Annotated in this window: 25 protein-coding genes; all 25 read right to left on the bottom strand. The window is 55.9% G+C overall.

Features of this window, described 5'->3' with window-relative positions; all coding sequences use genetic code 11:
* Window positions 1-82: 82 nt before the first annotated feature.
* Complete coding sequence (proS, locus tag F4V43_RS05610; RefSeq protein ID WP_150457260.1) at window positions 83-1,531, bottom strand: proline--tRNA ligase; 1,449 nt, start codon at window positions 1,529-1,531, stop codon at window positions 83-85.
* A 75-nt stretch (window positions 1,532-1,606) separates the two neighbouring features.
* Window positions 1,607-2,881, bottom strand: a complete 1,275-nt coding sequence (gene rseP, locus F4V43_RS05605) for an RIP metalloprotease RseP (protein ID WP_150457259.1) — start codon at window positions 2,879-2,881, stop codon at window positions 1,607-1,609.
* A 107-nt stretch (window positions 2,882-2,988) separates the two neighbouring features.
* Window positions 2,989-4,128: a 1-deoxy-D-xylulose-5-phosphate reductoisomerase gene (locus F4V43_RS05600; RefSeq protein WP_150457258.1), complete on the bottom strand. Its 1,140-nt coding sequence runs from the start codon at window positions 4,126-4,128 to the stop codon at window positions 2,989-2,991.
* Between the two features lie 30 nt (window positions 4,129-4,158).
* A complete protein-coding gene (locus F4V43_RS05595) occupies window positions 4,159-4,962 on the bottom strand; it encodes a phosphatidate cytidylyltransferase (RefSeq protein ID WP_150457257.1) in 804 nt (267 codons plus the stop codon).
* 20 nt (window positions 4,963-4,982) lie between these two features.
* Window positions 4,983-5,750 (bottom strand): isoprenyl transferase, encoded by a 768-nt coding sequence (locus F4V43_RS05590; protein ID WP_150457256.1) that lies wholly within the window; start codon window positions 5,748-5,750, stop codon window positions 4,983-4,985.
* A 76-nt stretch (window positions 5,751-5,826) separates the two neighbouring features.
* Window positions 5,827-6,381, bottom strand: coding sequence for a ribosome recycling factor (gene frr, locus F4V43_RS05585; protein ID WP_150457255.1), 555 nt, complete (start codon window positions 6,379-6,381; stop codon window positions 5,827-5,829).
* Complete coding sequence (gene pyrH, locus F4V43_RS05580; protein ID WP_150457254.1) at window positions 6,381-7,109, bottom strand: UMP kinase; 729 nt, start codon at window positions 7,107-7,109, stop codon at window positions 6,381-6,383. Before pyrH ends, frr begins: the two co-directional genes overlap by 1 nt.
* Before the next feature lie 184 nt (window positions 7,110-7,293).
* Window positions 7,294-7,944, bottom strand: a complete 651-nt coding sequence (gene tsf, locus F4V43_RS05575) for a translation elongation factor Ts (protein ID WP_150457253.1) — start codon at window positions 7,942-7,944, stop codon at window positions 7,294-7,296.
* A gap of 237 nt (window positions 7,945-8,181) precedes the next feature.
* Window positions 8,182-8,883 (bottom strand): 30S ribosomal protein S2, encoded by a 702-nt coding sequence (rpsB, locus tag F4V43_RS05570; RefSeq protein ID WP_150457252.1) that lies wholly within the window; start codon window positions 8,881-8,883, stop codon window positions 8,182-8,184.
* A gap of 159 nt (window positions 8,884-9,042) precedes the next feature.
* Complete coding sequence (locus tag F4V43_RS05565) at window positions 9,043-9,717, bottom strand: endolytic transglycosylase MltG (RefSeq protein ID WP_150457251.1); 675 nt, start codon at window positions 9,715-9,717, stop codon at window positions 9,043-9,045.
* Window positions 9,714-10,292: a DUF6115 domain-containing protein gene (locus F4V43_RS05560; protein ID WP_150457250.1), complete on the bottom strand. Its 579-nt coding sequence runs from the start codon at window positions 10,290-10,292 to the stop codon at window positions 9,714-9,716. Before F4V43_RS05560 ends, F4V43_RS05565 begins: the two co-directional genes overlap by 4 nt.
* Before the next feature lie 24 nt (window positions 10,293-10,316).
* Complete coding sequence (locus F4V43_RS05555) at window positions 10,317-10,622, bottom strand: hypothetical protein (protein ID WP_150457249.1); 306 nt, start codon at window positions 10,620-10,622, stop codon at window positions 10,317-10,319.
* Between the two features lie 22 nt (window positions 10,623-10,644).
* Window positions 10,645-12,054 (bottom strand): DUF342 domain-containing protein, encoded by a 1,410-nt coding sequence (locus F4V43_RS05550; protein ID WP_150457248.1) that lies wholly within the window; start codon window positions 12,052-12,054, stop codon window positions 10,645-10,647.
* A gap of 27 nt (window positions 12,055-12,081) precedes the next feature.
* Window positions 12,082-12,870: a FliA/WhiG family RNA polymerase sigma factor gene (locus F4V43_RS05545; protein WP_150457247.1), complete on the bottom strand. Its 789-nt coding sequence runs from the start codon at window positions 12,868-12,870 to the stop codon at window positions 12,082-12,084.
* Window positions 12,871-12,951: 81 nt separating this feature from the next.
* Complete coding sequence (locus tag F4V43_RS05540; protein ID WP_150457246.1) at window positions 12,952-13,386, bottom strand: hypothetical protein; 435 nt, start codon at window positions 13,384-13,386, stop codon at window positions 12,952-12,954.
* A 1-nt stretch (window position 13,387) separates the two neighbouring features.
* A complete protein-coding gene (locus F4V43_RS05535; protein WP_150457245.1) occupies window positions 13,388-13,885 on the bottom strand; it encodes a chemotaxis protein CheD in 498 nt (165 codons plus the stop codon).
* On the bottom strand, window positions 13,878-14,471 hold the full coding sequence (locus F4V43_RS05530; RefSeq protein ID WP_408638310.1) for a chemotaxis protein CheC: 594 nt from the start codon (window positions 14,469-14,471) through the stop codon (window positions 13,878-13,880). Before F4V43_RS05530 ends, F4V43_RS05535 begins: the two co-directional genes overlap by 8 nt.
* A 36-nt stretch (window positions 14,472-14,507) precedes the next feature.
* The gene (locus F4V43_RS05525; protein WP_150457243.1) at window positions 14,508-14,969 is read right to left on the bottom strand and encodes a chemotaxis protein CheW; all 462 of its coding nucleotides are present in this window, start codon (window positions 14,967-14,969) and stop codon (window positions 14,508-14,510) included.
* Window positions 14,970-14,996: 27 nt separating this feature from the next.
* Window positions 14,997-17,084 carry a chemotaxis protein CheA gene (locus tag F4V43_RS05520; RefSeq protein ID WP_150457242.1) on the bottom strand — a complete coding sequence of 696 codons (2,088 nt, stop codon included), beginning with the start codon at window positions 17,082-17,084 and terminating at the stop codon, window positions 14,997-14,999.
* Between the two features lie 33 nt (window positions 17,085-17,117).
* Window positions 17,118-18,521 (bottom strand): chemotaxis response regulator protein-glutamate methylesterase, encoded by a 1,404-nt coding sequence (locus tag F4V43_RS05515; RefSeq protein WP_150457241.1) that lies wholly within the window; start codon window positions 18,519-18,521, stop codon window positions 17,118-17,120.
* A gap of 26 nt (window positions 18,522-18,547) precedes the next feature.
* Entirely contained in the window at window positions 18,548-19,438 is an 891-nt protein-coding gene (locus tag F4V43_RS05510) for a MinD/ParA family protein (RefSeq protein WP_150457455.1), read from the bottom strand.
* Window positions 19,435-20,781, bottom strand: coding sequence for a flagellar biosynthesis protein FlhF (gene flhF / locus F4V43_RS05505; RefSeq protein ID WP_150457240.1), 1,347 nt, complete (start codon window positions 20,779-20,781; stop codon window positions 19,435-19,437). The genes F4V43_RS05510 and flhF overlap by 4 nt, the downstream gene beginning before the upstream one ends.
* Entirely contained in the window at window positions 20,778-22,811 is a 2,034-nt protein-coding gene (flhA, locus tag F4V43_RS05500) for a flagellar biosynthesis protein FlhA (RefSeq protein ID WP_150457239.1), read from the bottom strand. The genes flhF and flhA overlap by 4 nt, the downstream gene beginning before the upstream one ends.
* 18 nt (window positions 22,812-22,829) lie before the next feature.
* The gene (gene flhB / locus F4V43_RS05495; protein ID WP_150457238.1) at window positions 22,830-23,918 is read right to left on the bottom strand and encodes a flagellar biosynthesis protein FlhB; all 1,089 of its coding nucleotides are present in this window, start codon (window positions 23,916-23,918) and stop codon (window positions 22,830-22,832) included.
* A gap of 12 nt (window positions 23,919-23,930) precedes the next feature.
* The gene (fliR, locus tag F4V43_RS05490) at window positions 23,931-24,725 is read right to left on the bottom strand and encodes a flagellar biosynthetic protein FliR (protein ID WP_150457237.1); all 795 of its coding nucleotides are present in this window, start codon (window positions 24,723-24,725) and stop codon (window positions 23,931-23,933) included.

The following is a 24,725-nucleotide window of genomic DNA, read 5'->3' as shown; positions in this document are numbered from 1 at the left end:
CGCTTTCCGGCAAACAAATGCCGCCCTTGAGACAAGGACGGCATCATCATGTAGTCCGCGGAAGCGGGCTGGGCTTGCTGCTTTAGTACGCTTTGGCAAAAACAACCGTATGAGCGGCGGCTTCACCGCAGCAGACGCATACCGTCTTCTTCTCGGCCGGCTTAAACGGAATGTTCCGGCTGGTTGCGCCGGTCTCTTCCTTGACCTTGCTCTCGCATTCGTCGGAACCGCACCATCCGGCCAGGGCAAAGCCCCGTTTCTCTTCCATTTGCGCCTTCATTTCTTCCATCGTGTCTACGGAATGGAAATGCTCCTCGCGGAAGCTCAGCGCCCGCTCGAACATTTCGCGGTGTACCTGCTCCAGCATGTCCTGCACTTCCTGAACCAGATTCTCCTGCCGGACCACCTTCTTCTCTCCGCTGATGCGGGAGACGAGTACGCAGACCCCATTCTCCATATCGCGCGGTCCCAGTTCCAGACGAACCGGCACGCCGCGCATTTCGTACTCGTTGAATTTCCAGCCCGGCGTTACATCCGTCCGGTCATCGACCCGCACCCGGATACCGGCCTTCTTCAGCTCGCGGAACAGTTCGTCCGTCCGGTCTACCACGGCATCCCGTGTCTTCGGAGGACCGATCGGAATCATGATCACCTGCGTCGGAGCCACCTTCGGCGGCAGCGCCAGACCGCGGTCGTCGCCGTGCACCATGATCATCGAACCGATCAGGCGGGTGCTTGTCCCCCAGGAAGTGGTGTGCACATACTCCAGGTTGTTGTCCCGGCTGAGGTATTTGATATCAAAAGCGACGGCAAACTTCGTGCCGAGATAATGCGACGTGCCCGCCTGCACCGCGCGTCCGTCCTTCATCATCGCTTCGATGGAATACGTATCCACCGCGCCGGCAAAACGTTCGGACGGCGTCTTCTGTCCGGTAATGACCGGGATAGCAAGGAAGCCCTCTACAAAATCGCGGTAGACCTCCAGCATCTGCATGGTCTCTTCCCGGGCTTCCGTCTCGTTCTCATGGGCAGTATGGCCTTCCTGCCACAGGAATTCGCTTGTCCGGAGGAAAGGCAGCGTCCGTTTCTCCCAGCGGACTACGTTGGCCCACTGGTTAATCAGCACCGGCAGGTCGCGGTAGGACTGAATCCACTTGGAGTACATATGGCCGATCATGGTCTCCGAGGTCGGACGGATGGCCAGACGCTCTTCCAGCTTCTCTCCGCCCGCTTCGGTTACCCAAGGCAGCTCGGGATTGAAGCCTTCCACATGCTCCTTTTCCTTCTGGAAGAAGCTCTCCGGAATGAACAGCGGGAAATAGGCATTCCGGTGGCCTGTCTCCTTGAAACGGCGGTTCATCTCTTCCTGGATATGCTCCCAGATTTCATAACCGTCCGGCTTGAAGACGATGCAGCCTCTGACCGGCGAGTAATCCATCAGATCGGCCTTTTTGATAACATCGATATACCAGCGGGAGAAGTCTTCTCCCTGCGGTGTAATTTCCGTAACGAATTGTTTGTCTTTGGACATAGAATGGATTTCCTCCCGTTAATGAGTCCGGTCCGGCTCTCCTTGAAGGAGAACCAGCTGCCGGGCATGATCGGATTATCCGCTGATCAGGCGCAAAATATCGTTGTACGTTACCGCAATCATCAGCAGGAACAGCATTGCGAAGCCCACGAAGTGGACCATGCCCTCATGGCCCGGGTCGACCGGCTTCCCGCGGAGAGCCTCCACGCCGAGGAATACGAGCCGGCTTCCGTCCAGCGCCGGAATCGGCAGCAGGTTGAAGATCCCGAGATATAGGCTGAGAATGGCGGCCCAGTGGGTCAAATACTCAATCCCCTGCTGGGCAATCTGCCCCGTCAGCTCGAACGTGCGGACCGGTCCGCCAATGTCGTCCATGTTGAAGCGGTTGATGAGCTGCTTGAATCCAAGGAAAATCGCTTTGGTCGTATCGACCATGGCGTGTCCTGACCCGGTAATCGTCTCGCCGATCGTAGCCGACCGAGTCGGAAGCACCGGCGTAATGCCGACTTTGGCTCCCTCCTGGCCTTCCATGGTACGCGGCGTCAGCGTGAAATTCAGCGTCTCGCCGCCGCGTTTCACTGCCCAGTCCATCGGTTTGCCGTTGGATGCGGACGTCATGTCGATCATCTTCTGATAATCGGCTCCGATCAGTTCGCCGTTGATGGAGTATACGATATCCCCTTTATGCATGCCGGCTTCCTCCGCCGGCATCCCGGCGGCCATATCGCCGATCTTGACATAAGTGGGATTCTCTACCGCAACGCCTGCCATCTGGATGTAGAGGGCAAAGAGAATAAAGGCAAGCAGGAAATTCATCAGCGGCCCGGCAAAAATCGCCAGAGCGCGCTGCCCGACCGTCTTGCTGCCGTACTGGCGGTCCCGCGGCGCAATCTGGATCTGCTGGCTGCCCTTGACCATCATCGCTCTCGGATCGACGTCATAGACGGCCACTTCCCCGTCGACATCCAGACGGACCTTCAGTTCCTGCTCCAGGTCAATAAACTGCACTTCGCCGCGAATGACATTGCGGCGGGTATCGAGCTGATCGACGTAGATCTTCTTGATGATGTCCTTGTCGCCCAGCCGCACCGCAATGGTCTGTCCCGTCTGGATCTCGACGATTTCCGGATCTTCGCCCGCCATGCGGGCATATCCGCCAAACGGCAGCAAACGGAGGGTGAACTGGGTTTCATCGCGTTTATAGGAGAACAGTTTCGGACCGAAACCGATCGCAAATTCCCGAACCAGAATACCGGCACGCTTGGCAAAATAATAATGCCCCCATTCATGCACCGTCACCAGGACGAAGAACATGAGCACCGTCATAAATACGACCTGAACCATATGCAAGCGTAAATACCCCCTTCAGGTGAGACCCGACTATGTCCTATTAATTTATCATTATTCAAGGACCGGGCACAAGAGAATCAACGGGTTCTTCCTAATTTTGGGTCTTCCTACAGTTCGGCTGCCAGCTTCCGGGCGGCCCGGTCGCATTCTTCGATCGCCTCGAGGCCGGGCAGCGTGATATTCGCCTGACGCTGGATCACTTCTTCCAGAATTTCTTCAATCCGCAGGAACGAAATCTCGCCGCGCAAGAAACGGGCTACGGCCGCTTCGTTGGCGGCGTTGAAGGCGGTGGTCAGCAGGCCGCCGGCCTTGCCGCACTCAATGGCCAGACGCAGCGCCGGATAGCGCTCGTAATCCATCTCGCGGAAGTGGAGCTGCCCTACCTTGGCAAGCGACAGCCGTTCGCCCGGCGATGCAAGCCGGCGCGGGTAAGTCAGCGCATATTGAATCGGCACCCGCATGTCAGGGTTGCCGAGCTGGGCAATGATGCTGGTGTCCTGAAACTCGACAAAGGAATGGATGATGCTCTCCGGGTGCAGCAATACGGAAATCTGCTCATACGGAAGCCCGAACAGCCAGTGGGCCTCGATGACTTCAAGCCCCTTGTTGACCATTGTCGCCGAATCGATGGTGATTTTGGCGCCCATGCTCCAGTTCGGGTGGCGCAGCGCATCCTCAACGGTCACATCCTTCAGCTGTTCCCGGTTCAAGTGCCGGAAAGAACCGCCGGAGGCCGTCAGCGTAATGCCGGCCAGATCTTCGCGGGGCTCTCCGTTCAGGCACTGGAAGATAGCCGAATGCTCGCTGTCGACCGGAAGAATAGCCGCTCCGCGGGCCCGGGCCAATTCGGTAACGAGATGGCCGGCGGTGACCAGTGTCTCCTTGTTCGCAAGTCCGATATCCCTTCCGGCTTCCAGAGCCGCAAGCGTCGGGCGCAGACCTACGCTGCCCATTACAGCGGTAACGACCAGTTCAGCATCGCCGCCTGCGGCAAGTTCGACCAGTCCTTCGTTCCCGTAAAAGAGTTCCGTCCCTGCCGGCAGGTGAGGAGCAAGCTTGTCTGCCTGCTCGGGACCGGCTACGGATACGCGGCGGGGTCTGAAGCGCCGGACCTGCTCCAGAAGCAGGTCTGTATTGCCGCCGGCCGCCAGACCGTCGATTACGAATTCCTCGGGATGATGAGCTACGACATCCAGGGTCTGGGTCCCGATGGAACCGGTGGACCCGAGCACTACAATTCGTTTCACGATTGAATCCGTCCTTTAGGTTATTTTATCTCACATATAAGGCATCAGCGTCATCAAATGGACAAACGGAAAGACGATCAGCCAGCTGTCGCAGCGGTCCAGAATGCCTCCGTGTCCGGGCAGCAGCGATCCGGAATCCTTGATGCCGTAGACGCGTTTGTACGCCGATTGCACCAGGTCTCCAAGCTGACCGACCACTGCGCAGGACAGGCCGATAAGAAGCGCACGCCCGGCGGAGAACAAATCGGTATGGAATAGCCAGAATACGACGGCGATAATCATGGCGATCAGAACTCCGCCGGCCGCTCCTTCCACCGTCTTGTTCGGGCTGATGGCCGGCCACAGCTTGTTGCGGCCGACTGCGCGGCCGACAAAATAAGCGCCCGCATCGCTGCCCCAAATGCAGCAGAGCAGCAGAAAGGTCCAGTAAATCCCATGGCCGTCGCCTGCCGCGCGGGAGGCGGCCATGTAAGCAAAGCCAGTCCCTATGTACACCGTACCAACGAAGAGCAGCGCAGCGGCTCCGATGTTCACCCGGTTCTTGGTGAACACCGTAAGGAGCAGGAACAGCAGCAGCAGGAGCCACATGCCCTGCTCAAAGGAAAAGATCGGCGATCTGTCAAGCAGCCGCCAGGGAATCATGAAGCCGATCAGAGCGGCATATGCGATTGCAGCCGCTGTCCCGATGGGCGGCGTCTTCGTCATTTTGATAAATTCATATAAACCGATCAGAGCCATTGCAGTCAGCAGCAGATGGTAACCCCACCCGCCCAGCAGTGTCAATCCCAAGAACAAGGCTCCGGCCCAAAGACCGGTAATCAATCGCTGCTTCAACGACTATCGTCTCCCCTCGCCTACTTCAACCCGCCGTATCTGCGTGTGCGGCGCTGATATTCCGCCACCGCCTGGAGCAGATGTTCTTTGTTGAATTCGGGCCAGTATATATCGGTAAACCATAATTCACTGTACGCGAGCTGCCAGAGCATAAAGTTGCTGAGCCTCATTTCACCGCTCGTGCGGATCAGCAGGTCCGGGTCCGGCATACCGCCCGACAATAACCGGCTGTCAATCAGTTCAGCCGTGATTTGTTCCGGTGACAGCTGGCCGGCAGCAATCTCGCGGCCGAGCTCCTGCATGCAGACCTCCAGTTCCTTGCGTCCTCCGTAATTCAAGGCAAAATTCAGCACCAGTCCGGTATTGTGCCGGGTCCGCGCCACCGCTTCTTCCATCGCCCTGCGGGTAAAGGAAGGCAGCGCATCTTCATCTCCCATGACCCGAACCCGCACATTCTTCTCAATCAGCTCATCCAGTTCAATCGCAAGGAATTCTTCGGGCAGCCTCATCAGGAAATCCACTTCTTCTTTCGGTCGTTTCCAATTCTCCGTAGAGAAAGCATACATCGTCAAGTATTCAATGCCGAGCTCGTCGGCGGCAATCGTCGCGCGTTTGACGGCCTTCATCCCGTTCTGGTGGCCCACAATCCGCGGCAGACCGAGCCGTTTGGCCCAGCGGCCGTTGCCGTCCATGATGATCGCCACATGCTTCGGTATATTGTCCGGTGAAATTTCGACCGGCTGCTGCCTCTCTTCCCGGCCCAGCCAGGATTGTACCCGTTTGATCATCGCCGTTTCCTCCAAGCTCCTGCGAGAAAGAGACAAACCCCACCGTTGGAGGAGGGGCCGTTATCTCGAGATTATCCTAGACTTCCATGATTTCCTTTTCTTTGGCTGCAAGCACCTTGTCGACTTCGGCAATGAACTTGTCCGTTGTCTTCTGGATGCTCTCCTGGTGTCCCCGGGACTCGTCCTCGGAGATGCCGTTCTTCTCCATCTTCTTGATGTCGTCGTTGGCATCGCGCCGGATGTTGCGAATCGCTACCTTCGACTCTTCGCCGAACTTCTTCGTCAGCTTGACCAGCTCGGCCCGGCGTTCCTCCGTCAGCGCAGGAATGGAGAGGCGGATCGTCATTCCGTCGTTGGCAGGCGTCAAGCCGAGATCCGACTTCATGATCGCACGCTCAATGTCGGAGAGCGACGATTTGTCCCAAGGCTGGATCAGCAGCGTCCGGGAATCCGGTGTATTAATGTTCGCCAGCTGGTTGACCGGCGTCGGCGCTCCGTAATATTCGACCTGAATCCGGTCGAGCAGAGCCGGGGTCGCACGGCCCGCGCGCAGCGTGGCCAGATCGCGTTTCAGCGCCGAAATCGCTTTTTCCATGCGTTCTTCGGCGTTTTTCTTAACCGATTGCGGCATTATTCTACACTCCCTTTGACAATCGTCCCGATCTTCTCGCCCAGGACGACGCGTTTGATGTTGCCTTGCTCCGTAATCGCAAAGACAATCAGCGGTATGTTGTTATCCATGCACAGCGACGAGGCCGTGGAGTCCATGACGCCCAGATTCTTGTTCAAGACGTCCAGGTAAGTAAGCTGTTCGTACTTCTCTGCCGTGCTGTCCTTGAACGGATCGGCCGAATATACGCCGTCGACCTTGTTCTTGGCCATCAGTATAACCTCGGCTTCGATCTCGGCTGCGCGCAGCGCTGCGGTCGTGTCGGTCGAGAAGAACGGATTGCCCGTTCCCGCCGCAAAAATAACGACCCGTCCCTTCTCCAGATGGCGAATCGCCCGTCTCCGGATGTAGGGCTCGGCGATCTGCTGCATCGAAATCGACGTCTGAACCCGGGTCGGCACATCGATCTGCTCCAGCGCGTCCTGCAGCGCCAAGGAGTTCATGACTGTAGCCAGCATTCCCATGTAATCTGCGGTTGCCCGGTCGATTCCGCTCGCACTGCCGGCGATGCCGCGCCAGATGTTGCCTCCGCCGCATACGATGGCTACCTGAACGCCAAGCTCGACGACTTCCTTGATCTGCTCCGCAATGGACTGGATCGTATCCGCATCGATGCCGTATCCGTTCGGTCCTGCCAGCGATTCTCCGCTGACCTTCAGCACTACTCTTTTAAATACCGGCTGTTCCAAATCGTTATACCTCACTTTACATGGCGCCCATTCGGGCCCGGGTTGGGGCGCGCTCCGCACGGGTGTACGGGAGCAGCGGTGAAATCAAGGCCTTTTGCGTACAAAAGACGGAACACCGTAAAATGTGTTCCGCTCTTGACGATGCCCTATGGATTCGTAGAAAGCGGGTCGGCCGCTTGCCGGATTATTGTTTGACTTGAGCCATAACTTCTTCTACGAAGTTGTCGACTTTCTTCTCCAGGCCTTCGCCCAGTTCAAAGCGGGCAAAGCGGCGGATCGAAATGTTCTCGCCGATTGTGCTGATCTTCTCGTTCAGCATGCTGGAGATCGTCTTGTCGGGGTCCTTGATGAACGCCTGTTCCATCAGGCAGTGTTCTTCGTAGAACTTGCTGATGCGGCCTTCGACCATCTTCTCGACAATCTTCTCCGGCTTGCCTTCGTTCAGCGCTTGAGCCTTAAGAATCTCCTTCTCCTTCTCGACTTCTTCAGCCGGAACTTCTTCACGGCGAACATAGCGAGGGCTGGCGGCTGCGATCTGCATGGCGATATCGCGGGCGAATTCCTTGAACTGGTCGGTTTTGCCGACAAAGTCCGTTTCGCAGTTGATTTCGACCAGCACGCCGATGCGGCCTCCGGCATGGATGTAGGATTCTACGACGCCTTCAGTAGCTACGCGGCCGGCTTTGTTGGCGGCTGCGGACAGGCCCTTCTCGCGAAGGATTTCGATGGCTTTCGTCAGATCGCCATTCGCTTCTTCCAGCGCTTTTTTGCAGTCCAGCATGCCGGCGCCGGTTCTTTCACGAAGTTCTTTAACGGATTTTGCATCTACTGCCATAGGTTAGTCCCTCCAGGTTATGGGCGAATTAGCGCCCTGATTTCTTGCATGATAAGCAGAAGCGGGTTCAATCGTCTTCCATGAAGACGGCGTCCGTTTCTGCGGGAATATCAGACCCGTATAAGACCAGAAGGTTTATACGCTGATATTTTAAAAAAAGGGCAGTGAGAGGTTATCCACCTGCCAACCACCCTTTTTGTTTAAGTTCATGTGTAATGCGCGATATCCGATAACGGCTTACGCAGTCGTTGTATCTTCGCCTTGGTGAGCTTCCACAACGGCATCGGCCATTTTACCAGTCAGCAGCTTAACGGCGCGGATGGCGTCGTCGTTGCCCGGGATTACATAGTCGATTTCGTCCGGATCACAGTTCGTGTCGACGATCGCTACAATCGGGATACCCAATTTGCGAGCTTCGGCTACTGCGATGCGCTCTTTGCGAGGGTCGATGATGAACAGGGCGCTTGGCAGACCCTTCATGTTCTTGATACCGCCCAGGAATTTCTCCAGACGTTCCTTCTCCTTGCGGAGAATGATAACTTCCTTCTTAGGCAGCACTTCGAACGTGCCGTCTACTTCCCAAGCTTCCAGCTTCTTCAGACGGTCGATACGCTTCTGGATCGTCGAGAAGTTGGTCAGCGTGCCGCCCAGCCAACGCTGGTTGATGTAGAACATGCCCGAACGTTCGGCTTCTTCCTTAACGGAATCCTGAGCCTGCTTCTTCGTGCCTACGAACAGGACAGTGCCGCCTTCGCCTGCTACGCTCTTAACAAAATTGTACGCTTCTTCTACTTTCTTGACTGTCTTCTGCAGGTCAATAATGTAGATTCCGTTTCTTTCGGTGAAGATATAACGATCCATCTTTGGGTTCCAACGACGAGTCTGGTGACCGAAGTGTACCCCAGCTTCGAGAAGCTGCTTCATGGAGATTACTGCCATCTTCACACACCTCCTAAGTATGGTTATTTGTGTGTTCCCTCCGCCGTTCTCATCTCGCCGCAAGACTTTCTTCGGAAGAAAGCACCGCTTGCGCCGATCCATCCGGCGTGTGTTTTAACACCGCTAATTAATATAGCATATGGGCACACCCGTTGCAAGCTAATCCTTGACTGTAATCAGCTTGACAATGATTGAATCCAGACTTTCTCCCGGCTTGAAGCTGTAGAGACCGTACTGGATTTTGCGCTGAATACCGCTGCTGTGGGCAGCGACCAGGAACTGGTCCTTGTCGGTGATGACTTCCGATGCCGCCAAAATATCGGCAACCTCGCTGAGCGTGGCGCCGTTCGGAATACGCAGCACAATCGGCTCCTTCGCTGATGCGGATGCCGGAGACGGCGCCTTCGGCGCCGCCGGCTTAACAAGCGGAGAAGACGAAGGAGAAGCCGGCTTGCCCGGCTCTGCCGGTTTCACAGCCGGCGCAGCTGCGCCGGCGGCCCCCCCCGCTGTTCCCGCAGAAGAAGCGGCCGGCTTCTTCCCGGCTGCCGGCTTGGACGTCGGCTTAGCCTTCGGGGCCGGAGAAGATGACGGGGACGGCTGTACAGAAGGAGCGGGAGAACCTGCCGGCGACGGGGAAGCCATGGCTCTCCACTCGTCTTCCGTCAGCAGCCGCTCATCCGCATCGACAATTCTCAGGTTCCGCTCGGCCGCTTCCCGGAGCAGCTGCCCGCGGCTGGGCGCCGAGAGCCCCGCAGCATTCATTAGCTGCAGCAAAAGAGCTCCGGCGACCAGTCCGGAGCCCAGCCCGATCATAAAGGAACGATTCTTGATCACACCGATTCCTCCTCCTGCTTCGCCAGTTGGAGGATCAGTTGGACCTCTCCTTTTTGCATGCCGGTCTTCTTCGCTATGTAATCGATCGATTTGCCCTGTTCATGCAGTTCAAAAAGCTGCGGATATCTCGGCTTGATTGTACTGGCCGTCCGGGTATTCTCTTCCTGTATCCGATCCGCCCCGATTTTGTCTTCGCTTATCGTCTGCTCCTGCCGGACCGAACCTGCTGCGCCAGACAGCGCGACTTGAAGAAGACCGTTCTCGTTGGCCGCTACCCTCGCTTCCACCTGCGCGCTGGTCCGCCGAAGCTCCTCCAGCTGTCCCTTGAGCTCGGCAACCTGCTCCTGAAGAGCAGCCTGTCCGCTCTGGGACTGCGCTTTGATCGTGCCGAGCAGGTTGACCAGCTCTCCGTTCTCGCGCTCAATGTCCGCCATATACAGTTCAAGCGCCGCCTCGACTTCCTTGAGCGCCTGGCGGTCGCTATCCGCCGGTTTCGTCTTGGCGCGGGCCGGCAGAGTCAGGCCGAATGCAATCGCCACGAAACCCAGCAGCACAATATACCCCCATGGTTGCACAAGTCTTCTCCCTTTCTCTGAATCTCACAAGCTCAAGTCAATGCGTTTGCCCTTGAAAGGATGCTCGGCTTGCTTCTCCTCCGTCTCCCGGCGACCGCTCTCGCCGGAGCCATGGTTGGAACGTCCTCTTCTTCCGTCATCCCGAATCGCGGATTCCGCCGTCTCGTCCACTTCGGCGCTCCGCTGGGCCTCTTCTCTCGAATGCTTGACGTTCATCGCTGCCAGCATCTGCTGATCCTGAACGGGACGATGAAGCGCCTCCTGGTGAAGCTTGGCGGCTTCCGTAACCCGGGGGACGGCGATTTGCAGCTCTACCGGCTTGAAACTCATGGCCGCACCTGCTTCCTGGATTTTAGATATTGGGCGAGAAGGTAATATCCCCATCGGAATACCGGAAGCTTACCCGCTCGGCGGGATCTTTGATAAACCGCGTATACCGTCCGATCACAATTTTGGCGCCTCCGTAGATGGTGCGTATCACTTCCACCCGGGCGCGGTCCGTATCTTCCAGCATCCGCTCGATTTCCAGAATCCGTTCTCTGACCCGGTTCTCTTCCCGCTGCTGCGATTGCTTGGTGGCGTTCAGTTTCACACGCATAGCCATCTTGTCGGGAGACAGCGTTCCCGCCATGGCCAGCTGATTCAGAAGATAGAGAGCTTTATGGGTCTTGTCCGCATTCTCAAGCAGCAGGCGAAGCTCTTGGCGAAGCTCATTGATCTCGTTCCGAAGCTCCGGCAGGACACCGACTTCAATCGAGGTGGCCGTTGACATGGTGTTGCCGATTGTTCGGGCAACGACCCTCTCCCCGGCTTGACTTACCCCGCCTACAATGAGTCCTTTCGGTCCGTTGCACAGAATATCCCGGCCCGCACGCACGTTGGAGTGCATAATGCTCTGCGAGACGATCACATCCTGGGCGGCCGTCACATTGCCGTCCTGGATAAAGGAGACCTTCACATTCTGTCCGGCTGACACAAGCCCTTTGTTATAACCGATGATTCCGCCGGTAATTTCAATGGAGCCTGCCGCCGTCAGTTCGGCACCTTCTACGCCGCCGATAACGCGGATATCGCCGGCCGATTTGACCGAGAATCCGGTCAGAACATTGCCGCGAATGACTACGGTTCCAACAAAGTCGATGTTCCCCGTGCTGTAATCGACGTCTCCCTTGACTTCATAGACCGGGAAGACATTGATTTTTCCCTTATCCGTCGTGGACACAAGGCCGTCTATTGCCGCATACATGGAACTGCCGTCCGCACTGATAAGGACATTCTTGCCGACCCGGAACGGAGCGTTCTTGCCCGGCTTGGCCGGAACCTCTTCCCCGAGTACGTTCAACCCGGGCACGCCCGGGTCCGGCGGGTATTGTTCGGCAATCAGCTGGCCCTTCCGGACATTGCTTAAGCGGACAATTTCTTTATAGTCCACCTGCCCGTTCTCCATTTCCATCGGACGGCGGCTCTCTTCTTCCTCCAGTTGAACAGAAAGTACCACACGCCCGTCTTCTCCATTCTGCGGAGGTGTTCCCAGGGCGATAGGTACTTTGCTGAAGAAGAACTCGTCCGGATGGCCGGCAAAGCGATCCACCGTCTCCTGCTGGATGCCGTGCCGGATGCCATGGTCCTTCAAAAAATCATAAACATCCTCCGCCGGACAGGCGAAGTCTTCCTCACGCTTGATAAATTCCAGATAGGCAACGCTCTTGTCATCCGCAATGCTGACCTTTAAGTACTGATGCAAAGCGTACTGGCCAATCATTGTATCCCCTCCCACTGCCATGAATGGCTAATCATTCTGCATCAGAAGATCACGGTTCTTCTCCAGAGTACCGCGCAGCCTAAGAATCGCTTTGGAATGCAACTGTGAGATTCGTGATGGCGACAGCGACATGACTTCGGCGATTTCGCTTAACGAAAGATCTTCGTAATATAAAAGGGACACGACGGTCCGTTCTTTCACGGTGAGCTTTTCGATGCCTTTGGCCAACGTTTCTTTCAGATAGAACTCATTGACTTTACGGTCAGGGTTCTTGGCTTTGTCGTCCACCAGAATGGACATTCGGGTCTCGGATTCCTCATCGCGGATGGGATCCTCCAATGAACAGAGCGACATGACAGAGACGTCCTGCAGCATCGTCTGGAATTCCTGTTCGCTGATGCTCAGGTATTCACTCATTTCCTCGTCGGTAACGGAGCGCAGATACTTCTGCTCCAGATGCTGGTAGGCGTCCTCGATTTTCTTTGCCTTTTCTCTTACCGAGCGGGGCACCCAGTCTCCTTGGCGCAATGAATCCAGAATAGCTCCCCGTACTCTCCAGGAAGCGTAAGTCTGAAATTGCAGGCCCCGTTTATAATCAAATTTCTCAATGGCATCGATCAGACCCATCACGCCATTGCTTGCCAAGTCATCCTTCGAGACATTCTTGGGCAGACCAACGGCTAAACGGCTCGAGACATAGTCTACGATGTGGAGGTATAGCTCAATGAGCTTTTTTTTGGCCTCCGGATTTCCTTGCTCTTTCCATTGTTCCCAGAGGTCCTGGTGGTCCAAATGAGAAGCATTATGCTCGTTCAACAGCTTTCACCCTTCCCAAAGTGTAGTCAGCAGGCCCGCGTGAACCAATGGATCATCCCCGCGATCACGCTAAAGCGCTGCTTATTCTTCCTTCAGGTGACGGACGGCCTTGGCCAATTCTTCAGGATTCTGCGTTGAGACCAATTTCGGAGGCCGCAAAGGCTGAAAACTGCTCTCCGATTTCTCGGACCGGGCCGCTCCCGATGAGGATTCAGGCTCCGGTCTCAGCAGATTCATAAGCTCCTCGTCTTCATCCGGGGTCGTCAAGTCCAATTGGGACCCTCTGTTCTCCGGTTCGCCGTAGATTTCGGTCTCTGTGTTTTCCTGCTTAGGGGATAATCCGCCAATAAAACCCAGTACCCATCTTATCCCGAAAGCAAGCAGAAACCAGACAATAAATCCGAAAAATCCGCGAATCAGGCTCGTCACCAGCAAATTGTTCCCTAAAGCGATCAGGAAGGTTACCACAAAACCAACCAGGCCAAGCAGCACGTTCAGTAAAATGGTCCCAATCATATTATAATTCCTTGACGCCTTTCTGCACACTGCGAATATATAAAATGCCGGTGCTGCAAGCAATTTCGATGGTTCGTCCCGTGCTGCCGCCCGTATCTTCGGCGATGAGAGGGATCTCGAGCCGCTCCAGCGCTTCTTTGCAGGCTTCGACATTCCGCGGTCCGATCCGCATCGTATCGTTCCCTCCAGCGAATGCAAACATTTGGGAACCCCCCGCCATCTTGGCCACAAGACGGGACCGCATGGCCCCAAGCTCCAGCAGCTTGCGCAGAAGCTCGGGTACGGCTGTGTCCGCAAATTTGGCGATATTCAGTTGTCCTTCACGGGCGATATCGGAAGAAGGCAGCATGACGTGAGCCATGCCCGCCAGCTTTTTTACGGGATCATACAGCGTTACACCGACACAGGAGCCGAGTCCTGTGGTCCGGATTAAATGGTATGGTCCGCCGACATTCAAGTCGGCCATTCCAACTTTAATCAGACTTTGTTCTTCAATCATTATCGAATGGTACTCCCAGAGCCGCAAAAATTTTAGGGAAGGACTCCGGATCAGGAATCAGAAAGAACTGACCTTCGATTTCGTCCTGGCCTTCCAAGAAGGTGGTATCGATCAGCAGCGCGTCATCGCCCATCTGGCCGAACTGAAGAAGTCCATAGCCCAGAATGGCGCCTGCCATATCCATTGCAAGTGCGGGTACGGTCGGATACATCGTCAGCGAAGTGAAGTCAGCCAGCGAGGACAGGTAGGAGCCTGCCAGTATATTGCCGATCTCGTTCAAAGCGGACAATTCCATTTCGCTCAGCGTTTCCTCCTCACTGGCTTCCATACCGGCCACACGTCCAAGCAGATTCTTTGCAGCCTCCGGTGTAAGAATAAAGAACAGATTGCCCGGCGCGTCGCCTTCCACCCGCAGAAACACCGCATAGACAAGATTCTCGGCTCCGCCGACTTTGTCGGTAATTTCGTCAAAAGTGAGCATCTGGACTTTGGGCACCGCCATATCAATCGGTTTGTTCAGCAGCCGCGACAGCGCGGTTGCCGCGTTCCCGGCGCCAATATTGCCGACTTCCTTAAGGACGTCCATCTTAAAGTCTTTGGAATGTTTGAACAGCTCCACAGGCTAGCCCTCAAGACTTTCCAACTGCACGATTTCGCTCTTGTTCAGCACCTCGGACAGATTAAGCATAATCAGAAGGCGATCCTCTCCGATCTTCGCTACGCCGTCCAGATATTTGGCCTTGATGCCCCCGACCACTTCCGGCGGCGTATCAATCGCGTTCCGGTTGAGATCAATGACATCATTGGCGGAGTCGACGATGAAGCCGACTTCCATCTCATCGACCGCGACGATAATGACGCGGGTCTGTTCGGTATACTCGCCTTCCGGAAGACCGAAGCGGCCGCGCAGATCGATAACAGGAATAACCACGCCGCGGAGATTGATGACTCCTTTAATGAAAGCGTACGTTTTGGGCACACGCGTAATCGGCATCATCCGCTCAATCGTCTGTACCTTATCGACTTCGATTCCATACTCCTCGGTACCCAGTTTAAAGACAATTACTTTAATGTCTTCAGCCATGTGAAGAACCTCCCTGGTTCAAGTCAATTATTTGATAAAAGCGTTCGGATCGAGAATCAGCGCTACTTGGCCGTCGCCCAGAATCGTAGCTCCGGAGATGCCCTGCACTTCAGGCAGATATTTGCCCAGGTTCTTGATGACAATCTCGCTCTGTCCGATAAAATCCTGCACAGCAAGGGCCGCCATACGGTCGCCTTTGCGAATGACCACGATCTCGGTTTCTTCCTCATCCTTCTCGCTGTAATCCGGCACCTCAAACAGCGCGCTCAGCGACAGCAGCGGAATATGGGAACCGCGGAACTCCATCATTTTGGTGCCGTGCACCGTGCGGATCTGAGACGCCTTGAGAATGCTCGTCTCTACGATGGAAGACAGCGGGATCGCGTACTTCTCCGACCCGAGGCGAATCAGCATGGCTGCGATGATCGACAGGGTAAGCGGGAGCTGCACCGAGAAGTTGGTTCCTTTGCCCAGCGTCGAATAGATGGTAACGTTCCCGCCAAGCGAGGTGATCTTCGCCTTGACGACGTCCAGGCCGACGCCCCGGCCGGAGATGTCCGAGATAACCTCGGCTGTACTGAATCCGGCGGCAAAAAGAAGCTGATGGGCTTCGCTGTCGCTCATCTTCTCGGCTTGTTCCGGGGTGACGATGCCTTTTTTGATCGCCGAATTGAGCACCTTGTCGCGCGATATGCCTGCACCGTCATCCTGAATCTCGATGAACACATGGTTCCCGCTGTGGAAAGCGCGGAGATTGACCGTTCCGGTCTCCGATTTCCCCTTGGCTACGCGGTCGGCAACAGATTCTATGCCATGGTCGATCGCGTTGCGCAGAAGGTGAACGAGCGGGTCGCCGATCTCGTCGACTACCGTCCGGTCCAGCTCCGTCTCGGCCCCCGTGACCACCAGATCAATCTTCTTGTCCAGCGATTTGGCCAAATCGCGGACCATACGCGGGAACCGGTTGAACACCGTGTCTACCGGTACCATGCGGAGCTTCATCACAATATTTTGCAGGTCGCTGCTGACCCTGCTCATATGTTCCACCGTTTCAGTCAGCTCGTTCTTCTGGACTTCCGAAGCAATCTGCTCCAGACGAACACGGTCGATCAGCAGCTCGCTGAGCAGATTCATCAGCACATCCAGCCGGTCGATATCCACCCGGATCGTACGGGAAGGCGAAGGCGCTGCGCTGCGTGCCGGCGCTTTGGCGCCCTGCTCCTTCGGCGGAGCTGACGGAGCTGACGGTGCCGAAGCTGCCGGCTGTTCTGCTGCGGCAGAAGCCGCAGCAGGCTGCGCGCTTGGTACCGGCGCCTCGGCGGCAGCGGCAACCGCTGCCTGTCCCATCTGAGCCAGCGATTCCTGGTCCAGCTTAACCGCAGTCACCTTCTCAATCTCGGAGATTCCGAGCACCAGTCCCTGCATTTCTTCGGCGCTCTTCTGCGTGATGTAGTAGAGAGAGAAGCCGCGGTCGAACTTCTCTTGCTCAATGTCCTGGACAGACGGATAGGACTTGACGACTTCGCCGTATCTCTCCAGAAGCTCGAATACCATATAGGCTCTTACCGCTTTCAGCTGGCAGTCGTCGCGGATCTTGACCTCGATGAAGAGAACCTGATGACCTTCCTGAATCGACTGTGAAAGTACCGAGAACTGGAACTCGTCCAAGAGCGCCGGCGTTTCGGCGGCAGCCGGTTTGGTCGCCGGAGCGGTGGACTCGGAACCTCCCGGTTTCTCTCCGCGGACAATGGCTTGAAGGGAAGATACGATGCTTGCGACATCGGCCTTGCCCTGACCGCCGGCCATGATGTCCTTGACCATAGATTCTAAGGCGTCCAGACTTTTGAACAAGGTGTCAAATATATAATCCTGCATCTTGAGCTTGTCGTTGCGGACCAAATCCAGCACGTTCTCCATTTGGTGCGTGAGCGACGCAAGATCTTCAAATCCCATTGTCGCGGCCATGCCCTTCAAGGTATGCGCGGAGCGAAAAATAACCTGGACGATGCTGATGTCTTCCGGATTGGCCTCCAGGCTCATCATATTTTCATTGAGTGATTGCAGATGGTCATTCGACTCATCAATAAACATGGATAAATATTGATTCATGTCCATTGTGAGCACCTCCCCTTCGAGTTCGCTTTTCCGTTATCTAACGACCTGAACCAGTTTTGGAGCTATTTCCTGCAGCGGCAAGACATGGGTGACGCATTGCAGCTCGACGGCGGAACGAGGCATGCCATAGACCACACAGGTCTCTTCATTCTCTGCAAAAGTAGAAGTTACGCCCGCGTCGTAGAGCGCCTTCATCATCTTGGCGCCGTCGCTTCCCATGCCCGTCATGATGACCGCGTGTCGTTCGAGTTGTTCGAGCGGAAGCAGCGATTCAAACAAAGTATCCACGGAGGGCCGATGTCCGTTCCGAGCCTCTTCCCTGGTTAGCTGAATAGCGTATTGTCCGCCTCCCATCTCCACCACCTTCATGTGATATCCGCCAGGCGCCACATAGGCGGTTCCGTTCTTCAGCACCATTCCGTGCTCGGCTTCCATCACTTCCAGTGGACTGAAGGAGTTCAGACGCTGAGCCAGAGATTTGGTGAAGCTGGGCGGCATATGCTGCACGATAACAATCGGCGCCGGAAAGTCGCCGGGAATGTTCTCCAGCAGCGTCTTCAAGGCCCTTGGTCCGCCCGTAGAAGTGCCGACCGCCACCAGCTTGCGCAGGCCTTTGGTTCCGGGCTCCGGCGCGGCTGCCGGCTTGGACGGTGGCACAGACGCCATCCCCGGCCGAACGGCCCTGGCCGCAGCGTCGGCCGGACGCTCCAGGGCGGCCGGCCTGGACGCCTCGCGGCGCAGCAGCGGCTTCGCCGGAGCCTCCTTGGCGGGCGGCCGAACGCCGCCCTTGCGCGGAGCCTCGCCGGCAGCGGGGCCCGCCGGGCCTGGGGCCGCCGGCTTCTCTCTGCCGGGCCGCGGGAGCTCCCGGGCCGGCGGAGCCGTGCGCGGCAGGGCCGAAGCCGCGGGCCGGAACGGCTCCGTTGGCCGGCCGCCGGCCGGCTCAGGCGGACTTGGCGGTACGCCGGGAACCGATGAGGCCGGCGGAGCGGCAGACGCCTGGGCTGCCGCCTCGGCAGAGCGGGCTTCTCTCCGTTCGCGGGCCTGCATCGCCGCATTCATCTGTTCGCGCAGAGATTCGCCGACTGCCATAATATCCTGCGAGTTGGAGATCGAAGGCTTCCGGATAAAGTCGAAAGCCCCTCCCTCCAGAGCAAGGATCGTCTCCCGCATGCCCTGTTCGTTGATGCCGGAGAGCATAATAACGGGCAGCGGATGGGTCTCCATAATCTGTTTCAGAGCTTCCAGACCGTTGAGCTCGGGCATCTCGACGTCCATGGTCACCAGGTCAGGTTTGATTTCCTTGACCTTATCCAACGCTTCTTGCCCGTTCGTGGCCGTTGCCGCCACTTTGAACCGGGGGTCGCTCTCGATCAGATCTGAAATGATCTTCCGCATGAATGCCGAATCGTCTACAACCAAAACGTTATAGGGCTTCATCTCATTTCCACCTTTGTTCTCGGATTTCAGAACATTTTTGTATTCCGTCTTAGCCATTTGCCGATAAAACCTTTGATCCCCTGCGGTCTGCTTGCCGTCATGCTCGGGCCAGCCGTCAGATATTTCTGGGTTAATCGGTGAACGTCTTTTGCGGCAGTGCTGCTGGGAAATGCCATAGAGAAAGGGACCTGTTTCTTGACAGCCTGTACCACGTGGCTGTCGCTGCTGATATAACCCAGGAAAGGCAGGTCCAGCTCCAGAAATCGCTGGGCTGCCATACGGATTTTGTCACTGGTTGCGAAGGCTTCCTTCTCGTCAGAAGCTTGGTTGACAATCAATTGAAAGGATATATCAGGATAACTGCTGTGAACGACCTTCATTAACGCGTAGGCATCCGTTATGGCCGTGGGCTCCGGGGTGGTGACGACCAGGCAGTCGTCCGCCGAGACGATAAATTTCAGCGTCTCTTTGGAGAGGCCGGCCCCGGTATCGAAGAGAATGTAGTCCATGCTGTCGGCAATCGAAGCGATCTGGGAAGTGAAATAAGCCAAATCTTCATCCGAGAGCGCAAACAATTCCTGCATGCCGGAACCGCCTGCAATAAACGGCAGCCGATCCGGTCCGTACTGAATAATATCTGCAATTGCCGCCTCGCGGTTCAGCAGATGATACAGGTTGTACTTGGAGGAGACTCCCATCAGCACATCAATGTTAGCCATTCCGATATCTGCATCAAAGAGCAGAACCCGTTTGCCCATAGACTTCAGCTTAAGCGCGAAATTCAACGAGAAGTTGGACTTCCCCACTCCGCCTTTGCCGCTGCATACGGTGATAATGCGGGCTGAGCCCCATTCGGAGCCCTCTTCCCGTCTCTGGTCGGCAACCAGTCTGCGAAGCGATTGCGCTTGGTCCATCAGTGCCCTCCCGCTCCAAGCAGCAGACCGGACAGCAGAGCTTCGGAACACATCAGCAGATCGTCCGGAACATTCTGCCCGTTCGTCATATAGGACAGAGTCAAAGGATAGTCTTCCAGAAGATTAAAGAGAGAGCCATAGCTTCCGGTCTCATCCATCTTCGTGAAGATGACCTTGTCCAGCTGATACTTGCTGAAGTGCTCCGTGATCTGTTTCATGTCTCTGCTCTTCGATGTCAGGCTAAGCACCAGATAAGTCTCGCTCTTAAGGCTTGGAGCCAGCATGCTCTGAAGCTCGGCGACCAGCATTTCATTACGAAAGTTCCGCCCTGCTGTATCCATGAGAATCAAGTCGCAAGCTTCCAGACGGGACAGCGCGCGCTGCATGTCGCCCGGTGACTGCACTACCTCAAGCGGAACATTCAGGATGGAAGCATACGTCCTCAGCTGTTCCACCGCTGAAATCCGGTAAGTGTCGGAAGTGATCATTCCGACCTTCCGGCCATGCCGGAACAGTTGATCGGCCGCCAGCTTGGCGATCGTCGTCGTTTTGCCCACTCCGGTAGGACCTGCAATGTACAGCACCTTGGTGGAAGCCGGGATGCCTCCGCCGACTCTGCCGTCGAGAAACTCTCTAATGCACCGGTCAAAAGCCGCTTCAAAATCAGGCCGTTCCCAAGCTTGCCCTTCGGTCTTCCAGCTTATCATGACTTCCTCGCTCCAGCGGTCGATCAGACGGGCATCCAGTTCCTGTTCCATCAACCGGCTTCGCAAGCGTTCCAGCTCTTCCGGAAATTCCGGTGCCCCGGGCGACTGTCTGGCGATGCGTTCCATCCAGTGCTTCATCTCTCTGACTTCGCGCAGCAGCGCGGTATCATCCGGCCCGGCTGACTTCGGTTCCGTAAGCGTATTATCGGTATTTGTGTCGACATTGTGGAGAGCGGGTTCGCGAATTGCGTCGGTATCCGGCGCCTGTTCAGCGGGCGAATTCGTCTCCGCCGTCAGAGCGGCCACCATTTCGGCAAAACTCTTGGGCGGCTCCTGCTGTTCGGCGGAAGCCACCGCTACCGCAGAAGCGCCTGCGCCGGCAGCGGCCTGGCGATATGCCTGCGAGGCGAATCCCTTGGGGACGGGGGTTAGTCCTCTCGGTGAAGCAGAGGCTGCCCGGGGCGGAGCTTCATTCTCCACGGCGGCCACGACTTCAATCCTCTTCTTGCGGAACATTCCCAGGATGCCCCCCGTACGAATCTCCTTGGTGCTCAGGATGACCGCATCGCTGCCGAGTTCGCTGCGAATGGAATGCATGGCGTCCGGCATCGTATCGACCACGTAACGCTTTACTCTCATAAGTTCACCACTCCGACGCTTTGAATTTCAATATTCGGCTCCAGTTCGCTGTAGGAGAGAACCGGAATGTCCTGCATGGTTCTGTCAATCACCTGCCGCAGATACATGCGGATCGCCGGAGATGTCAGAACAATAGGCTGCTGGCCCGATTGCAGCAGACGGTTGATCTGCTCCATCAGCCGCTGGTAGACGGTCTGGGTAGATACCGGGTCCAGCGCCAGATAGCTGCCCTGTTCCGTCTGTTGAACACTGTCGGCTATCTTCTTTTCCAGGGACGGACCGACGGTGATTACCCGCAGCGTCTCTCCTTGTCTGGAGTATTGCTGCGTAATCTGTCTCGACAGAGCCTGCCGCACATATTCGGTCAGCACATCCGGGTCCTTCGTATAGGTGCCATAGTCTGCCAAGGTTTCGAATATCGTAATGAGATCCCGGATAGAGATCTTCTCCCGCAACAGCTTGGCAAGCACCTTCTGCACATCGCCGACCGACAACACCGACGGGATCAGCTCGTCGACCAGCACCGGGTAATTCTCCCGAAGATTGTCGACCAGCTGCTTCGTCTCCTGACGGCCCAGCAGTTCATGACCGTGGCGCTTAATCAGCTCAGTCAGATGGGTAGCCACCACAGAAGGCGGATCCACTACCGTATAACCGGCGAGTTCGGCCCGTTCTTTGACCGATTCGTCGATCCAGAGCGCCGGCAATCCGAACGATGGTTCTATGGTCTCAATGCCGTTGATGGATTCGTCGTCATACCCGGGACTCATGGCGAGATAGTGATTAAGTAATAATTCACCGCCGCCCACCTGGTTTCCTTTTATTTTAATGACGTATTCATTCGGTTTAAGCTGAATATTGTCGCGAATGCGAATCACAGGGACGACCAGGCCCATCTCAAGCGCACATTGGCGTCGAATCATGATGATCCGGTCCAAAAGATCCCCTCCCTGCTGTGTATCCGCAAGCGGAATGAGACCATAACCGAACTCGAACTCGATCGGATCGACCGTAAGCAGACTGATAACGCTCTCCGGGCTTCTTACCTCCTCGATCTGCTTCTCTTCGACCAACTGCTCTTCCGCAATCTGTCTGCGGCTGAGGTTCGTGTTCATGCGGTAGGCCGCATACGCCATCAGCCCTGCCAGAGGAAGTGTGGTGATCATATGAATGGGCGTGAACAGACCCAGGAAGGCTATGGTCACAGCCACGATGTACAACAGCTTGGGATAGGCCAGCAGCTGACCTGTAAGGTCTTCCGCCAGATTGCCTTCCGACGAAGCCCGTGTAACGATCAGCCCCGAAGCCGTCGATATGAGCAGCGCCGGAATCTGGCTGACCAGACCGTCGCCGATCGTCAGAATGGAGTAGTTGGACATCGCGTCCTGGAATGACATTCCGTGAACCGCTATCCCGATTACAAAGCCTCCGATGAGGTTGATAAGCAGGATAATGATGCTCGCAATGGCATCCCCCTTGACGAATTTACTGGCACCGTCCATGGCGCCGTAGAAGTCCGCTTCGCGCTCAACCTTCTGCCGTCGCTCGCGTGCCTGCTGCTCATTGATCATGCCGGCATTGAGATCGGCGTCAATACTCATCTGCTTGCCCGGCATCGCATCGAGGGTGAAGCGGGCTCCGACTTCCGCCACGCGCTCCGAACCCTTCGTAATCACGATGAACTGGACGACCACGAGAATCAGGAAGACGATAAAACCGATGGCAATCTGTCCGCCGGCTACCCAGCTTCCGAACGTCCGGACTACTTCCCCGGCGTCACCGTAAGTCAGGATCAGCTTGGTGGTCGAAATGTTAAGCGTCAATCTAAATAAGGTAGTGATGAGCAGCAAAGAGGGGAAAATGGAAAACTCAAGCGCCTCTTTAGAGTTCATCGCTACCAGAAGAATGGTGAGCGCAATGGAAATATTGATGACGAGCAGGATATCCAGAAGCCAGGCGGGGATCGGAATAATCATCATCAGTACGATGCCGATGATACCCAGCAGCACCGTTAAATCTTTTGCTTTCAATGCCTTGACCTCCCCGCTTTATCTGGTTCTTCCTTTGAGCTTGTATACATAAGCCAATACTTCGGCAACGGCTTGGAACAGATCGGCCGGCACGGAATCTCCTATCTCCGCCCGCTGAAACAAAGCGCGTGCCAACGGCTTGTTCTCCATCGTCGTCACACCGTTCTGTCTGGCGATCTCCCGGATCCGGAGGGCGATATAATCCTGCCCCTTGGCAATGACCTGCGGCGCATCCATAGAAGAACCCTCGTATTTCAGCGCGACCGCAAAATGAGTCGGGTTCGTGATAATGACATCCGCCTTCGGGACTTCCTGCATCATCCGCTGCATCGCCATCCGGCGCTGCCGCTCCCGAATCTTCCCTTTGATGAGCGGATCGCCTTCCATATTCTTGTACTCGTCTTTGATGTCTTGCTTGGACATGCGAAGACTCTTCTCATGCTCATAACGCTGATACATGAAATCCAGAGCGGCCAGCACGAGCAGCGCGGCGCCGATCCGAATGCCCAGATTAATCGTAATGCCGGAGGCGAAGCGAAACGTCTGTTCGGCGCTGAAATGGGCCAGATCCGCCAGTTCGTCCTTCCTTCCCCACAGAACACTGAAGACGAGATAGCCGATCACGCCCAGCTTGAGAAGGGATTTGAAGAGCTCCACCAAAGCCCGCATAGAGAAGATGTTTTTGAAGCCGCTGATCGGATTCAGCTTGCCGAGCTTCGGCGTAAGTCCGGTACCGTTGAACATGAAGCCTACCTGAGCAATGCCTGTAATAAAGGCCAAGATAAAGGTAAGCAGCAGCATGGGAGCAAGAAGAAGCAGAATCTGCACGGCGTAGTGGCTCAGCATCCCCATCACATTGTTCGGAGTGACTTCCATGGTAAGCCGGTTCACGAATACATCCATGAACAGTTTCATGAACCGTTCCTTGATGTAACCGCCGAACATGACCAGACTAAGCACTCCCGCCAGAAGCACAATCGCACTGCCCAGCTCCGCGCTTCGCGCTACCTGGCCTTTTCTTCGAGCGTCCCCCCGTTTTTTCGGTGTCGCCTTTTCGGTTTTTTCTCCTCCGAACAACTGAAGGTCCAGCCGATAACGGTAAGACATACACGCTTCCTCCTAAGGAGCGGGCGATTGGTTGCCCAGCACGCTCAGCAAATTGCGCATGGATTCAAACAGAATGCCGAACAGGCTCTGAAACAGGGCAGCCAGCGTCGGCATCAGAATCACCAACAGAAGGAGGCCAATGATGATCTTCAGCGGCACTCCGATAACAAAGACATTATATTGCGGCGCTGTACGGGCCAGAAAGGCAAGCCCGATATCCGTCAGGAACAAGGCCGTCACAATCGGAGCCGACATCTGAAAAGCCAGCATAAACGCCTGGCCTACCGACTGAATGACGAACCCCGACAGACTGCCGTTGGTAATCGGCGTATACAGATCCGCCTGCAGCGGAACCCAGCGGTAGCTGCTTATGATGGCGTCCAGCAGATAATGATGGCCGTTCATGCTCAGAAACAGCAGGAGGGCTATCATATATTTGAAATTCCCGAGCAGAGGCGCAGAGGATCCTGTCATGGGATCAATCACGTTGGCGATGCTGAACCCGATCTGCAGATCTAGAAAAGACCCGGCAATTTGGATGGCCATGAGCATGAGATAAGCCAGATAGCCCAGCAATAGACCTACAAGCACTTCCTGAAGGATCAGCAGGACGATAGTGAGATCGCCTGCGACCTTTACGCTCGTTCCCTGTGAACTGAAGACGACCAGCGATACGAAGAAGGCCATTCCGATCTTGAAGACATTCGGCACGTTTCGGGAAGAGAACACCGGCGCCGCCACAAAAAATGAGGTGATTCGACAAAAGATTAGCAGAAAGACCGGCCAGCTCTGCAATACGCTCTCCAT

It is taken from the genome of Paenibacillus spiritus (assembly GCF_008710135.1).
GTDB classification, from domain to species: Bacteria; Bacillota; Bacilli; order Paenibacillales; family Paenibacillaceae; genus Paenibacillus_AQ; species Paenibacillus_AQ glufosinatiresistens.
This window is presented reverse-complemented; position numbering and strand designations above follow the sequence as displayed.

Excerpts from the sequence above, each read along its gene's own strand:
- F4V43_RS05535 (WP_150457245.1), bottom strand. The coding sequence starts at position 13,885 with ATGATTGAAGAACAAAGTCTGATTAAAGTTGGAATGGCCGACTTGAAT.
- flhB (WP_150457238.1), bottom strand. The coding sequence starts at position 23,918 with ATGTCTTACCGTTATCGGCTGGACCTTCAGTTGTTCGGAGGAGAAAAA.
- F4V43_RS05525 (WP_150457243.1), bottom strand. The coding sequence starts at position 14,969 with ATGGCTGAAGACATTAAAGTAATTGTCTTTAAACTGGGTACCGAGGAG.
- tsf (WP_150457253.1), bottom strand. The coding sequence starts at position 7,944 with ATGGCAGTAGATGCAAAATCCGTTAAAGAACTTCGTGAAAGAACCGGC.
- flhF (WP_150457240.1), bottom strand. The coding sequence starts at position 20,781 with ATGAGAGTAAAGCGTTACGTGGTCGATACGATGCCGGACGCCATGCAT.
- F4V43_RS05555 (WP_150457249.1), bottom strand. The coding sequence starts at position 10,622 with ATGAGTTTCAAGCCGGTAGAGCTGCAAATCGCCGTCCCCCGGGTTACG.
- fliR (WP_150457237.1), bottom strand. The coding sequence starts at position 24,725 with ATGGAGAGCGTATTGCAGAGCTGGCCGGTCTTTCTGCTAATCTTTTGT.
- F4V43_RS05590 (WP_150457256.1), bottom strand. The coding sequence starts at position 5,750 with ATGATCAAACGGGTACAATCCTGGCTGGGCCGGGAAGAGAGGCAGCAG.
- proS (WP_150457260.1), bottom strand. The coding sequence starts at position 1,531 with ATGTCCAAAGACAAACAATTCGTTACGGAAATTACACCGCAGGGAGAA.
- F4V43_RS05530 (WP_408638310.1), bottom strand. The coding sequence starts at position 14,471 with ATGGACGTCCTTAAGGAAGTCGGCAATATTGGCGCCGGGAACGCGGCA.
- frr (WP_150457255.1), bottom strand. The coding sequence starts at position 6,381 with ATGCCGCAATCGGTTAAGAAAAACGCCGAAGAACGCATGGAAAAAGCG.
- F4V43_RS05550 (WP_150457248.1), bottom strand. The coding sequence starts at position 12,054 with ATGATTGGCCAGTACGCTTTGCATCAGTACTTAAAGGTCAGCATTGCG.
- rpsB (WP_150457252.1), bottom strand. The coding sequence starts at position 8,883 with ATGGCAGTAATCTCCATGAAGCAGCTTCTCGAAGCTGGGGTACACTTC.
- F4V43_RS05515 (WP_150457241.1), bottom strand. The coding sequence starts at position 18,521 with ATGAAGCCCTATAACGTTTTGGTTGTAGACGATTCGGCATTCATGCGG.
- F4V43_RS05540 (WP_150457246.1), bottom strand. The coding sequence starts at position 13,386 with ATGATTGGGACCATTTTACTGAACGTGCTGCTTGGCCTGGTTGGTTTT.
- F4V43_RS05520 (WP_150457242.1), bottom strand. The coding sequence starts at position 17,084 with ATGGACATGAATCAATATTTATCCATGTTTATTGATGAGTCGAATGAC.